The sequence below is a fragment of the Lysinibacillus sp. UBA5990 genome, from assembly GCF_002429815.1.
Classification (GTDB): Bacteria; Bacillota; Bacilli; order Bacillales_A; family Planococcaceae; genus Lysinibacillus; species Lysinibacillus fusiformis.
This window is the reverse complement of record NZ_DJAY01000017.1, coordinates 27,708-40,733: the sequence shown is the minus strand read 5'-3', so window position 1 is coordinate 40,733 and position 13,026 is coordinate 27,708. Positions and strand designations below refer to the sequence as shown.

Sequence of the window (13,026 nt, the reverse complement as noted above, 5' to 3'; positions counted from 1 at the left end):
CAGCTCTCCCCGTACTTTAAACAAATATCCACCATAAAACCATTGTAATCATGATTGTAACAATACCTTGCAATAATGTTGCAACGGTTTGTGCCTTATAGGCTTGTGTAACTTCCATTCCACTATACTGTGTAATTACCCAGAAGAAACTGTCGTTCACATGACTAACTGTCATTGCACCAGCTCCAATGGCCATTACTACTAATGCTAACGGGACAGCTCCCTCAATGCCAAGTGTCACGAGCATTGGTGCAACTAGAGTAGACGTAATAACAAGCGCTGTCGTTGAAGATCCTTGGGCGGTTTTTAAGGCAGCAGCTACTATAAATGGCACTAGCAGGAATAAAGTACCTGACGCAAACATCCCCAAATCCATTTCCTGCAGCATTTCTCCAACACCAGCATTTTTAATAACGGTTCCAAATGAACCGCCCGCTCCTGTAATAAGTAAAATGGGAGCGGCTTCTTTTAAACTCTCTCCAATCCAACCCGTTAAAGTCGTTTCACTAATTTCAGGTAATAATAAAAAGGCAGCAGCTACCCCTAAAAATAATGCTACTGTTGGTGAACCTAAAAACTTAAAGATCGTATTGAATGTTGATTCCGGATCACCTACTAACGATGCTATCGAACCAAGACCAATTAAAACAATTGGGAGGACGATTGGTAAAAAGGCTTTAAATGTTGAAGGCATTTTTCCAAAGGATTTAATGACTTCCTCATAGTCTAATGCCTCCACCTCGTCTTCAGGTACTCGAATTTTGGTTGCAACTTTCACTGACCACATATAGCCTACGAATGTAGCTGGTATAGCTACTAATAAACCAATGACAATAACTGTCCCTAAATAATTGGCCGCCCCAATATTTCCTGCTGCTGCTATGGGACCCGGTGTGGGGGGTACTAATACATGTGTCGCAAATAAGCCCGTTGCTAAAGCTACTGCCATTGATGCAATCGTTACGTTAGCCCGTTTTGCTAATGATTTTTGCAAACTCGATAAAATAATAAAACCCGAATCACAAAATACTGGGATGGATACGATGTAACCAATTAAAGACATCGCAAGTTGTGGACGTTTGGGACCGACGATTCGTAAAACCACTTCTGCCATTCGATAGGCAGCACCTGATTTCTTTAATATTAAACCTATAATAGTTCCAGCGATAATCACTAAGCCAATGCTCGTCATTAAACCACCGAAACCAGTGTTAATACTTTCTACCACTGTTAATAGTGGCATTCCTGAAGCAATTCCAACGAAGAAGGCACTAATTAATAACGCCAGAAATGGATGTAGCTTTAATTTTGCTGTGCCCAATACAACAAACAATACCCCTATTAAAATAATAATGAACAACATCTAGTCAGCCCCCTTTTGTATGTAAAGCTCTAAGATTTTCTTAGTTTTTAAACGAATAAAATGAGCAGGTTCTTGCATTGCCTGCTGAGTAGTAATCTCCTCATCTACTAATGTTTCTACAACGCTAAAATACTTTTGAAGTGCAGGTTTAGCCGTACTATCAATGTCTCCAGACAATAAAACTGCATCTACATATGCTAACGCAGCGGTTTTCGCAACCCCCAATGGAGCCTTACCATGTAATGTTTGGAGATCCGATTTTCCTTCACCCGTTATTACTAACTGTGCGGCTGCTATATGATCCTGTAACTGGACAGCATCTATGACTATATCAATTCCTGCATGAAATGTCCCATTTAAAAATGCGATTAACGCGCCTCCCAATCCTCCTGCTGCTCCCGCTCCTTGATAATCATGCAAACGAATAGAAAACTGTTGTTCGACGATATCTGCAAAATGCTTTAAACAGTTATCAAAATGTGTGACTTGATCATCCTGCACACCTTTTTGAGGACCAAATATAGCTGTTGCTCCTCGTTCACCAATGAATGGATTATCCACATCACAGGCAATGGTAAATATCGCTTCTGTTAATCTAGCATCCAGTCCACTTACATCGATTGCTGTTAACTCCAATAGACTAGAAATCCCATCCTCTAAATCGGAACCATCTTCCTTTATGAATCGCACACCTAATGCCTTGAGCATACCAATCCCTGCATCATTTGTGGCACTTCCACCTATACCGATAATAAATTTACTAAAGCCACGGTCGAGAGCTGCTTTAATAATTTGGCCAGTACCATAGGTTGTGGCAAATTCAGGATTTTTTTCGTTGTCTTGTAGCAACATGATGCCTGATGCCTGAGCCATCTCAATCACACATGTTTCTTTATCACCCAAAACACCATATTGTGCCTGAGTGTCTCTTCCTATTGGATCTAATACATCCACTGAAAAATATTGCCCCTTCGTAGAGGCAATAAGTGAATCAAGTGTCCCTTCCCCACCATCTGCAACTGGTAGAATAATGGTTTCTATTGATGGATCTGCATCCAGAATTCCTTTCTGCATGGACTTCGCTACTTCAACTGCTGACAGAGTACCCTTGAAGGAATCTGGACTAATAATGACTTTCATATAATACCTCCACTTATGTCGTCCATTGACATTTACGTAAATTTTAAATTCTTAAGTTAAGCGCTTACAAATTATTATAATGACAATAAATTCAGAAAACATTATAATAAATGTACAATTTAACTGTTCTATAACAGAATGTTTTTTATCCGAGGTGTATAAACATGTTGACCAAAAAATTAGCAGAAGATATCGTCCATCAAACAATGTTGCGTTTACGTCACAATATTAATGTCATTAGCCCTACTGGTGTAATTTTAGCCTCTGGAGATAAGATGAGGGTGGAAGATATTCACGAAGGTGCAGTTTATGTAGCACAAACAAAAAAAACATTGATTATTAATGAAGACAATATAGAGTTGTATCCAAATACAAAGCCTGGCATTAATATGCCTATTATGTATCAGGATGAAGTAGTAGGTGTGATTGGTATAACTGGAGATTCAGAAGAAATGCTTGAAATCGCCAATCTTGTTCAATTAACGACAGAGATCATGACACATCAGGCACTCGTTGAGTCTAAAAGCGAGTGGCAACGGAAGAATAATGACTACATATTCGAGGCACTCGTTCATGGAAGTAAGCTTGATGCTACTTTAAATAAACGAATTCAGAAATTACCCTTCTCACTAATAGCACCCTTCCAAGTTATTTTAGTGAGTTTACATGAAACATCTTATTTAGAAAATACGATGCCCTTCTTTTTTGAGGATTTATTTTATAGACAGCCCATTCTAGCTGGACATAGCCAATTACAGGAGTACTATATACTGCTAACCCATTGTCAGGAACAAAGCTGTCAATCTATTATAAAAGCTCTAAGAAAGAAAAAACAAAAACTACCTTCCTTACAAATTGGTATTGGTCCTGTTGTCCAGCAACTTTCACAACTTTCCTATAGCTATCAGGGAGCTAGAACAGCTCTTGAATTCGCGAACGTCCATAACGAGATTACTTTTTTTGAAGATGTAGAGTTATTTTCTCTTTTTAAACATCGTGAATCAGAGGAGGTACAAGCCTTTCATCACCGAATCCTTAAAAATATCAATGCAAAACAGTTGGAAACATTACAATCATTTTTTGACTGTAATTTACAGTTAAAGCTTTGTGCACAGCAACTAAACATTCATCGTCATACACTTACTTATCGATTAAATAAAATAAGAGAGCTGACAGGCTATGACCCACAATATTTTGAAGATGCAGTGATATTGCAAATGGCGTGTACATTACGAACTCTATAAATAGTAAAGGCAATCTGAAACACTCAGATCGCCTTTATTTTATATTTTGTATAACTCATCTAAAAACTCGATTTTTTTCTCAATAGCCTCTTCAAAGGTCATAATATATGCTGCAGGATCTTTTGGGTTGTGGAATTGCGTGATTTTTCCTGTTTCAGGATGAACAAATTTAGAAGATGCGCCACAACCAATCCCTAAGATTGTCTGTACCTCTTCCATGATCACAATATTATAAATACTCTCTTCACCAGCTTTACTATAGCCGACATTTTCGAGATTACCTAAAATATTTTTTTGGCGATATAAATAATATGGAACATAATCATTTTCCTTTGTCCAATCCTGTGCCATTTGCATCATTTCAGCAACCGTATCACGATCCGCTACTTTATATTTATCTTTATTGCGAGTCATTTCAGATGCACGTTTAAATGATAATGTATGGACAGTTAATGATTCAGGCTGCATCTTAGCCGATTCCACTAACGAATGTTGGAATTCCTCAATACCTTCATTTGGTAAACCAATAATGAGGTCCATATTAATATTGTTCATACCTGATTCACGAGCAAGCCAAAATTTATCAATTGTTTCTTGAACTGTATGATGACGACCAATAGCCTTTAACGTTTCGTCTGTATAAGATTGTGGATTTACACTAATACGATCAATTCCCCATTTTTTAAGCACTTCCAATTTTTCAGTTGTAATCGTATCTGGTCTTCCTGCTTCAACTGTAATCTCTCGAATTGTTTCAGGGTTTGGGAAGGATTCATACATCGTTTGATATAAGGCGTCCATTTCATCTGCTTCAATGGAAGTTGGAGTACCGCCCCCCCAATAAATAGAGGTGATTTTCATATTATTGTCCTTGAGCCATTTTCCCATTTCACGTAATTCAATATGCAAGCCATCTAAAAATGTATTTACACGACCTTGCTTACGATTACTTCCAATCGCATAGGCTGGGAACGTACAATAGGCACATTTCGTTGGGCAAAATGGAATGCCGATATATACACTAATCTCTTTCCCAATTTGATCAATATCTGGAATGGTTATTAATTGACGTTCCACGATATCCTTTAAAAGTGCTACCTTCTCCTCAGACAGGCGAAAATCTCGAATTAATAGCTCAGCAATTTCTTGATCCCCTTTTCCTTCTTTTCTAAACTTGTGATAGAGCTTAGTCGGACGGACTCCTGTTAAAATCCCCCATTGCTGAAGTACCCCTGTATGCTGCTCGAGAACATCTAAAAATACATGGGATAATGCTCGTTTCATTCGAATATTGAGGTCACGACCTGTTGCAGCTGATTCGTATTGGATACTGTAATCATTTGTATATTGCTGTCCATCTACAGTTAATATTGCTTTTGTAGCTATAGAAAAATTCTCTCCAACATCGTACGTAAATGAGACCGACATATCTGCTTCCCCCGGCTCAACTCGCAGCTTGGAATCCTCAAAAAATAAATTCGCTATATGATTTAATACGCGAATCCAATCCTCAGGATATTTTTGATCTATGTGAATCATTTTCATATTGTTTCGCTCTCTTCTTTTCTTATTCCATATATATTGCAGATTTAAGTTTAACAAATTTCTATGACTATAAGCAAAGTAACAATAAGAAACGATTAAAAACAGAATATTCAGTCTACATATAGACAAACTATTTTTTTGTCATTATAATTTTTTACAAAAGGTGGTGTTGATAGTGTTTCTTTTAAAAAATAGTAATCGTCCATCCATTTCGAGCTTTATTCATCAAGTAGAGGTAGCATTCCACCATTTTGACTTAGCGCGATGTGATGAAAAAACATTATATGTCACCGTATTATTTAAATATGGAACATTTAATGTGATCTGTGACTTTATCTACATCATTGACCAACAAGAAATGTACGGAGCTATTTCTATCAACAAGCACTACGAGAAAGCTAGGGCATTCGTTAAACAGCACTTCCAGCAATTTTTATTGTATTCAGATGAAATGATATTAGCTAAAAATTTTATGAGTACTGTTTCTTTCAAGCAATGCCTGCAGCAATTTGCAAAAAGATATCCTTCCAGAATAGTCTCTTGAAAAATAAAACTAGTATGCCATAAAAGTTGGCATACTAGTTTCAAATTTATTTCAAAAATTCTTCAATGAATTCAACAGGGACATATGTTTTCGTGTCTTTCAACGTTGGTGCCACTGACAAAGTGCGTAATGATTTGTTATAACCAATCGTTTTATCTCCACGTGTGATTGTATAAGATCCATTGCCCTTTGTTAGGATAACCGTTTTACCTTTTGATTCTACTTTAAAGCCAAGCTTTTCTGAAATGCTACGTAATGGCACCATTGTTGTTTCTTCTACCATATAAAAATCTGTGGCGATGATTTTATTAATTTCCTCATCTACTGGATTCAAAGAACTTTTCGAATTGTCATCTAGAACAATCACCTTCGAAGGTGTTGTTTGTGCCGGAATACTCTTAGTGGATGCTGTATAGAAAACAGCTAAATGCTTCTCAGCTAAATCTTTTGACGTTACTTTTTCACCTTTGGCATTGAGTAGCTCTGTTTCTTTCCCAATATTTAATTTTAAAATATCATATGTGTTTGTTAAATCCTCAAAGAAATAATCCACTTCTACAAACCCAACTTCTTTTGAATCAACAATGACAATCTCTGGATTAAATTGCGGTGGATAGATATATTTTTGTGGTTTATTGGCAAATGTATAGGCCTCTACTTTATCCCCTTCTTTAAGCTCTACTTTTTTACCCGTATTATCATACACAGGAGTATCTTTTGTAATTTCTAGTACATTTATTTGCTCTCCGTCTTTAACAGTGTAATATGTAATGTCATTACCAACACGAATATCTTCAACTGTTCCATGTGTTTGATTGAAAATGTGTACTGGATCAATTTGAATTTGTGGAATTGCAACTTCATCCTTCTGCTCATTTGCCGAAGCAACAGGTATGACAACACTTCCCATTAATAATGCAGACAAAGCTGCTGGTGCTAATTTTTTCATATACATAAAATATCTCTCCTTATTGTTTGGGTTCATAGGAGTAGTAGTTTCAAAATGGAAAAAGTTTCATTACCTATAGAGAATTAAAAAAAGAGGTGACAGTAACTACCGACACCTCTTTCGATTTATTCTTTTACGAGTTCGCTCAAGCCTGTAATATCTATACCATTTAATGCTTGTGTAGCAAGCCGATCTGCTTCTGAATTGTCCTTGCGAGCGATTAGCTGATAGTCCGGTTGAATAGTGAGCTGTGCTAATTTGGCATCAATCTTATCTGCCCAACCTACTAGATCTTTTTCTAATGCTGCCCATTCCCCATTTAATTGATTGATAACTACTTGGGAGTCTCCTTTAATTTGGACAGGTAAATGATGAACATTTAGTAATTCTAGCTCCACTAAACCTAAATAAAGCGCAGCATATTCTGCTTCATTATTAGATTTAAGCTCGGATGAAAAAGCATTTCTTCTTAAACGATAAGGCTTGCCATTTTGTTCATAGTAAATAGCACATCCAAGCCCTGCCTGTCTTGTCCCCCGATCAAAACCTCCATCGAAATAGACAATGATATTATGCGGCTCTGTATCTATTTCTTTTAAATAGGCTTTTAGCTCTTTTAATGTCCAACTTGTATCTTGACGATCCAAACAATGAATGGACTTGACTCTTCCGGTCTTCTCCATATCCTCTGCTAGTAATAACGCTTGCGCTGCAGGCATTTCTTCAGAACGTAAAACAGTTGTTGCTCCCTTCGGTGTTTTATAGGTCCATTCAATGAATACATGCATAGTTGTAACCTCCAATACAATCGACTGGTGTATATAAAGTAAAAACGTGATCCGATTAGCGGATACACGTTTTCCTCTTACTTGTATATGTGCAATTCCTGAGACAATTATTCCTTACAATATGGATGATTATTGAATATCTTCGTATAGGCCTTGAATTGGCTTTATTAAAATACGATTCACTTCTTCAATGACTTTACTTAACTTCATTTCTGCCTCAAGCATAGCTGAAATCTTTTCATTTTGCTGCACAAGCTGAGATGCCTTTTGAGCATAAACAAGTTCATCCTCCAATAAATCCTCTCCAGCTAATTGTTTCTTTTGTAATTCAATTTGAATTTTACGGAAGTTTTTAAAGACATTTAACGCCTCTTCATCACTCTTTACAACTTCCACCGCCGCTTGTAAAGCCTCAAACTCTGGGGTCTTACGGAAAGTTGCCTCTAGCGCATTAATGTCGTTATAAATATTAACCATTTATACAGTCTCCTTTTTAAATAAAGTAAACAATTAAACCTTGCACAATTCCAATCAATCCACCAAGAACTGCACCTAATACGGTAATCATTTTAAATTCACGTTTTGAAATACCTAATACAAGTTCCTCTAATTTCTCTACAGGGAAAGAGTCCACTTGCTCACGAACAACTTCTTGTAAATTTAAACGTGTAAGTACATCCTCTAGTTTTTCCTCTGCCTTGACAAAAGCTTTTTCAATCGCCTGTGGGATGACGGAATTTTTCATCCATTCATTACCTTCAGGCCAATAATAAGAAATTGGTTGATTTAAACGTTCAGCGACAGCTAATTGCTCTTTTACATACATTTGTAATTTCGATAAAATTGGATCAAACTGCATGTCTTGTAAAAAGTCCATCGCTGGTCGATCTTTTAATTTTTCCCATTCTTGTGTAAATATTTTTGTTAATAATGTTGACGTACCTGGAGCTTGTAAAAATTTGACGAGCTCACGTTGAACTTTTCCTACAAGGGACGATGAATCACCTAAAAACATATTGATCATACCACCAAATGATCCTTTTGATGATAAGAAGTCATCAATCATTGCTTTAATTGTCATTTCACCTTCTGGTGATAAAAAGTAATCCTCGCCTTTTTCTAGTATATGACTGACTGCTACAGGAATCTTGGCATCAAGAGTATCCTGCATATCTGAAGATAGCAGTGTACGAATTGATTTTGTTGATAGTGTATTCTTCACTGATGCAAATTGTCCCTCAACAATCGCTTCAACTTTCTGCTCAATAGTAGCTGGCATATGAGCAAACCCTGCAATATTTAACCAATCTTGAATCGTTTTATCGTTTGTAAAGATGGTTTCCTCTACTTTTGTTTGCACGAACTGTTCAACCTTTTCCTGAATATCCTTCGAGAAAAATTTCTTTCTAAATGTTTCAGGAGTTAATAAATAATTTACAACGGTAAGACCAAGCTGTTTTGCTAATTCATCGCGTCGTTTTGGAATAAGACCAGGTGTAAATGGAACGCGCCAGTTTTTAATATATAGTGCGTTATGTGGACGAAAAAGCATTTTAATGGCTAGGTGATTGGTAACGCCTCCGATTGCTGCGCCAATAATTGCCATAAAAAGTAATGTCACTATAAAATTGTCCATTAGTATCCTCTCATTTCAGTTGAATTCACGATTGGCGTTATTTGTCGCCTTCTGCACTTATTATAGCAGAGCAATGATTTCCAACGAAAGAAATACCCTCTTTAGATTTCAGTATAAAAGTGAATAGTTGCAAAATTACCATTATCCTTGAATAATATGAACTACATACTATAGAAATGAGGTTTGATGATGATTCAGCATTTCAGTTTTAAGCCATTATTTGAAAATATTCAACTTCCAGGATGGACTGTTTCATTTTTTTATCGTCGTGAACGCTACTCTGCTGAATATTTAAAAGATGGCACTATTCAATGGACAGGGCCAACACCACCAAATGAAGAAGATGTTAAAAAAATGATTCATGAGCTAATGCTATTCCATGTGTATGATTAAAAAATATAGTAATTCTTTCGCTTAATTCCCACATAAAAATACCTATATTTACTATATATAGCACGTCCTTTATGCTAATTATGTTGATACATGTTGAAATTCCTATTTATTTCTTATACATTAGGGTTAGCAATTTAATAGTATATGTTTTTTATGCAGGGGGCCATTTCAATGAGTAAAGTCACGCTTTCCGATGACTTAAACAGTTATCATTCAAAAGCATTAATACGTGTAAAAGTAAAAGAATTTTTTTCAGAATTTTCCGCGAAAGTATTCGAACTAGCTGACGAAGCTGGTAAATTAGATAACAAAAAATTTGAAGCCATTTCTGGCATTAATGGCGATTTCTATAATGAATATTGTAGTCAACTCAAAGGTTTCTTTGACTCTTCTGCTAGCACTTTTGGTAAAAAATCAATTAAAACAATGTACTTTACTTATAACGGTAAAAATTACATTTTGACTCAGCAAGGTATTACAGAAAAAGCACCAATATCTATAGCACCATTTACGGGGAATTTACCTTTGAAAGAATCCTTTCATGATGTAGAGAAAGCATGTTTAAAATTACGTTTCCAACAGGAATAAACTTAGAAGGAGCAGTCTACAGATGTGACTGCTCCTTCTAAGTTTTTTATCATATAAAAAAAAGGAAAGTCTCAATTGATGATCGAGTCTCTCCAATAGCTATTAAAATAATTCATTTAAAAAAATCCGCAAGTAAAAGCATTCTTGAGATTTTTGACGTGTCGTAATATATAAGATGCAAAATGCTTCTTTCCCTAAACAAACTATCTTTGCTCAATTTAAGTTAGCATATTGCAATCGCGTTTACAATCACTTTGCTTTTGAATCTAGCTACTTTTTTAAACAGGATAGAAAATCAAATGAAAAAGTTGTTGTCAATATTTGTGTTTTTCTTTTAAATAACTTATTATTGAAACATCCAACAATTTTTTAAATCATAGGAGGTGTACACTTTGTTTACTTCCCTCATTTGGGCGGGAACAAAGGAATTATTTGGACGGAGACATATTGGAGATAACCATTAGGTTGGCGGCATTCGCCCTACTAATTATAATGACAGGATTTTTCGTTGCAACAGAATTTGCAATCGTTAAAGTGAGAACTACCCGCATTGATCAATTGCTCGCAGAAGGGCATAAGAAGGCGAAAAATGCAAAACGTGTTGTTTCAGATTTAGACGAGTACTTATCTGCATGTCAGTTAGGTATTACTATCACTGCACTCGGTTTAGGTTGGTTAGGTGAGCCTACATTCGAAATTATTTTGCACCCAGTGTTTGAATTTCTAAATTTGAATGGTAGTATAACATCTATCCTTTCATTTATACTTGCATTCTCAATCGTAACGTTTATGCATGTTGTTATTGGGGAATTGGCGCCAAAAACATTAGCCATCCAAAAAGCAGAATTTGTCACATTAAACTTATCTGGCCCATTAATTTTATTCCACAACATTACGTATCCAGTCATAAAGTTATTAAACGGATCTGCCCGTGGCCTAACTGGCCTTTTCGGCTTAAAAATGATGTCTGAATCAGAAGTAGCTCATACAGAGGAAGAACTACGTATGATTTTATCAGATAGTTTAAAGGGTGGAGAAATTAATAACGCAGAATATGAATATGTAAATAGCATTTTTGAGTTCTCAGATCGTCTTGCAAAGGAAATCATGGTACCTCGAACAGAGATTGTCGGCATTGAAAAAGAACTGACAATTAAAGAGGTATTTGATTTAATGGGTGTTGAACAATATACTCGTTATCCGATTATTGATGGCGATAAAGACCATATAATTGGTTTAGTTAATATGAAGCATTTATTAACCGCTTACATTAAAGACCCGAAAAATGGGGATAAACCAGTTATTGACTATATGCAGCCGATCATTCGAGTGATGGAAACAACGCAAATTAACGAATTATTACTCAAAATTCAACGTGAACGTATTCATATGGCCATTTTAATGGATGAATATGGCGGAACATCTGGTTTAGTGACGATCGAAGATATTATTGAGGAGATTGTCGGCGATATTCAAGATGAATTCGACGAAGATGAAATCCCGGAAGTACAAGAAATTGCAGATAATCATTTTATTTTAGATGCCAAAATGCTTCTTGAAAATGTGAATGATATGCTAGGTACTGACATAGAAGATGATGATATTGATACTATCGGTGGTTGGTTTATGACAAAGCGCTTCGATGCAGTCGAAGGGGACAGTATTCAGGAGCAAGGTTATGAATTTATTGCAAAAGAATTAGATGGTCACCATATTTTATACTTAGAAGTTCTGAAGTTACCTGAAAGTGATTTATCAAATGAATTTGACGCTGTTACTGAGTAAGATTCATAAATATGGACTTTTCCTCACACCTTATATAGGTGGGAGTTAATACCGTGATAATAGATATAAACGACTCCCTTTTAAAAAGGGAGTCGTTTTCTAATGTCCGAAAATTTTGCGAGGGGGAAACAAAATGGAGCTCTATACAAATTTACGCGAAGGGGAAAAAGGCGCTTGGTTATCCATTGGGACTTATTTAATCCTAAGCTCCATCAAACTAACGATTGGTTATATCGGCACCTCTGAGGCGTTAAAGGCAGATGGTTTAAATAACACCACGGATATTATCGCCTCTATCGCCGTCTTGATTGGCTTACGCATTGCTCAAAGACCGCCCGACTCTAACCATCAATATGGGCATTTGCGTGCTGAGACCATTGCCTCTTTAGTAGCATCATTCATCATGCTTGTTGTTGGTCTCCAGGTTTTAATTAATTCTTTAAAAAGCTTATGGGCACCACCTGGCACAACGCCTTCCCTCTTAACAGCATTTGTAGCGATAGGTAGTGGTGCTGTCATGTATATCGTTTATCGCTATAATTTGGCACTATCTAAAAAAATAAAAAGCTCCGCTGTCAAAGCAGCCGCCTTTGATAATCGCTCAGATGCATTTGTCAGCATTGGCACTGCAGTAGGTATTTTTGGTGCGATTTTTGGTTTTCCCATTATCGATTCTCTAACAGCTCTTATCGTTGCCTTTTTAATTATTAAAACAGCAGTAGAAATTTTTTGGGAAGCTGTTCAAAGTCTTACAGATGCATTTGACATCAATGAAGTGGAAACATTATCAGTCCTAATTCGTAATGTGGACGGTGTGATCGAGCTCTTAGACTTTAAAGGCCGAGCTCATGGTAATATGTATTTTATCGACATAACCGTAACTGTTGACCCCAATTTAAATGTTTTTGACAGTCACCGCATTACTGAAGAAATCGAACGTACCATCTTGCGAGAAAATCGCTTTTGTCAGGTTCTTGTGCATATCGAACCACATATTGAAATAATTCCCCCCCAAAACGATGAAAAGTCTCCTACCAATTGATTGGTAAGA

Annotated in this window: 13 protein-coding genes; 6 read left to right on the top strand and 7 right to left on the bottom strand. The window is 36.3% G+C overall.

What is annotated here, in order from left to right; genetic code table 11:
* Positions 1-16: 16 nt before the first annotated feature.
* Both B3D94_RS22785 and B3D94_RS22780 read right to left on the bottom strand, forming a co-directional pair.
* Entirely contained in the window at positions 17-1,363 is a 1,347-nt protein-coding gene (locus tag B3D94_RS22785; protein ID WP_291761118.1) for a GntP family permease, read from the bottom strand.
* Positions 1,364-2,503 (bottom strand): glycerate kinase, encoded by a 1,140-nt coding sequence (locus B3D94_RS22780; protein ID WP_291761115.1) that lies wholly within the window; start codon positions 2,501-2,503, stop codon positions 1,364-1,366.
* Positions 2,504-2,667: 164 nt separating this feature from the next.
* Here B3D94_RS22780 and B3D94_RS22775 point away from each other — a divergent pair, with 164 nt between their 5' ends.
* Positions 2,668-3,747 carry a CdaR family transcriptional regulator gene (locus B3D94_RS22775; protein ID WP_291761112.1) on the top strand — a complete coding sequence of 360 codons (1,080 nt, stop codon included), beginning with the start codon at positions 2,668-2,670 and terminating at the stop codon, positions 3,745-3,747.
* A gap of 39 nt (positions 3,748-3,786) precedes the next feature.
* Here the strand turns inward: B3D94_RS22775 and B3D94_RS22770 are convergent, their stop codons facing one another.
* A complete protein-coding gene (locus B3D94_RS22770; RefSeq protein ID WP_291761109.1) occupies positions 3,787-5,292 on the bottom strand; it encodes a coproporphyrinogen III oxidase in 1,506 nt (501 codons plus the stop codon).
* Positions 5,293-5,467: 175 nt separating this feature from the next.
* Here B3D94_RS22770 and B3D94_RS22765 point away from each other — a divergent pair, with 175 nt between their 5' ends.
* Positions 5,468-5,836 (top strand): hypothetical protein, encoded by a 369-nt coding sequence (locus tag B3D94_RS22765; RefSeq protein WP_069482620.1) that lies wholly within the window; start codon positions 5,468-5,470, stop codon positions 5,834-5,836.
* Between the two features lie 46 nt (positions 5,837-5,882).
* Here the strand turns inward: B3D94_RS22765 and B3D94_RS22760 are convergent, their stop codons facing one another.
* From B3D94_RS22760 to B3D94_RS22745, 4 genes are all read right to left on the bottom strand, one after another.
* On the bottom strand, positions 5,883-6,791 hold the full coding sequence (locus B3D94_RS22760) for a copper amine oxidase N-terminal domain-containing protein (RefSeq protein WP_291761106.1): 909 nt from the start codon (positions 6,789-6,791) through the stop codon (positions 5,883-5,885).
* A gap of 119 nt (positions 6,792-6,910) precedes the next feature.
* Complete coding sequence (locus B3D94_RS22755; RefSeq protein ID WP_291761103.1) at positions 6,911-7,573, bottom strand: ribonuclease H family protein; 663 nt, start codon at positions 7,571-7,573, stop codon at positions 6,911-6,913.
* A gap of 129 nt (positions 7,574-7,702) precedes the next feature.
* Entirely contained in the window at positions 7,703-8,050 is a 348-nt protein-coding gene (locus tag B3D94_RS22750; protein ID WP_008173388.1) for a YlbF family regulator, read from the bottom strand.
* A 16-nt stretch (positions 8,051-8,066) separates the two neighbouring features.
* Positions 8,067-9,209, bottom strand: a complete 1,143-nt coding sequence (locus tag B3D94_RS22745) for a DUF445 domain-containing protein (RefSeq protein ID WP_069482623.1) — start codon at positions 9,207-9,209, stop codon at positions 8,067-8,069.
* Positions 9,210-9,398: 189 nt separating this feature from the next.
* Between B3D94_RS22745 and B3D94_RS22740 the strand changes: the two genes are divergently transcribed.
* The 4 genes from B3D94_RS22740 (at position 9,399) to B3D94_RS22725 (ending at position 13,017) form a co-directional block, all read left to right on the top strand.
* Positions 9,399-9,602, top strand: coding sequence for a YheE family protein (locus tag B3D94_RS22740; RefSeq protein ID WP_291761176.1), 204 nt, complete (start codon positions 9,399-9,401; stop codon positions 9,600-9,602).
* A 171-nt stretch (positions 9,603-9,773) separates the two neighbouring features.
* On the top strand, positions 9,774-10,190 hold the full coding sequence (locus B3D94_RS22735) for a hypothetical protein (RefSeq protein WP_291761094.1): 417 nt from the start codon (positions 9,774-9,776) through the stop codon (positions 10,188-10,190).
* 465 nt (positions 10,191-10,655) lie between these two features.
* On the top strand, positions 10,656-11,975 hold the full coding sequence (locus B3D94_RS22730; protein WP_175423136.1) for a hemolysin family protein: 1,320 nt from the start codon (positions 10,656-10,658) through the stop codon (positions 11,973-11,975).
* Between the two features lie 133 nt (positions 11,976-12,108).
* Positions 12,109-13,017 carry a cation diffusion facilitator family transporter gene (locus tag B3D94_RS22725; protein ID WP_069482626.1) on the top strand — a complete coding sequence of 303 codons (909 nt, stop codon included), beginning with the start codon at positions 12,109-12,111 and terminating at the stop codon, positions 13,015-13,017.
* The last annotated feature ends 9 nt before the right edge of the window (positions 13,018-13,026 follow it).

Coding starts and splice junctions, on each gene's coding strand:
- B3D94_RS22785 (WP_291761118.1), bottom strand. CDS start 1,363: ATGTTGTTCATTATTATTTTAATAGGGGTATTGTTTGTTGTATTGGGC.
- B3D94_RS22780 (WP_291761115.1), bottom strand. CDS start 2,503: ATGAAAGTCATTATTAGTCCAGATTCCTTCAAGGGTACTCTGTCAGCA.
- B3D94_RS22775 (WP_291761112.1), top strand. CDS start 2,668: ATGTTGACCAAAAAATTAGCAGAAGATATCGTCCATCAAACAATGTTG.
- B3D94_RS22770 (WP_291761109.1), bottom strand. CDS start 5,292: ATGAAAATGATTCACATAGATCAAAAATATCCTGAGGATTGGATTCGC.
- B3D94_RS22760 (WP_291761106.1), bottom strand. CDS start 6,791: ATGTATATGAAAAAATTAGCACCAGCAGCTTTGTCTGCATTATTAATG.
- B3D94_RS22755 (WP_291761103.1), bottom strand. CDS start 7,573: ATGCATGTATTCATTGAATGGACCTATAAAACACCGAAGGGAGCAACA.
- B3D94_RS22750 (WP_008173388.1), bottom strand. CDS start 8,050: ATGGTTAATATTTATAACGACATTAATGCGCTAGAGGCAACTTTCCGT.
- B3D94_RS22745 (WP_069482623.1), bottom strand. CDS start 9,209: ATGGACAATTTTATAGTGACATTACTTTTTATGGCAATTATTGGCGCA.
- B3D94_RS22740 (WP_291761176.1), top strand. CDS start 9,399: ATGATTCAGCATTTCAGTTTTAAGCCATTATTTGAAAATATTCAACTT.
- B3D94_RS22735 (WP_291761094.1), top strand. CDS start 9,774: ATGAGTAAAGTCACGCTTTCCGATGACTTAAACAGTTATCATTCAAAA.
- B3D94_RS22725 (WP_069482626.1), top strand. CDS start 12,109: ATGGAGCTCTATACAAATTTACGCGAAGGGGAAAAAGGCGCTTGGTTA.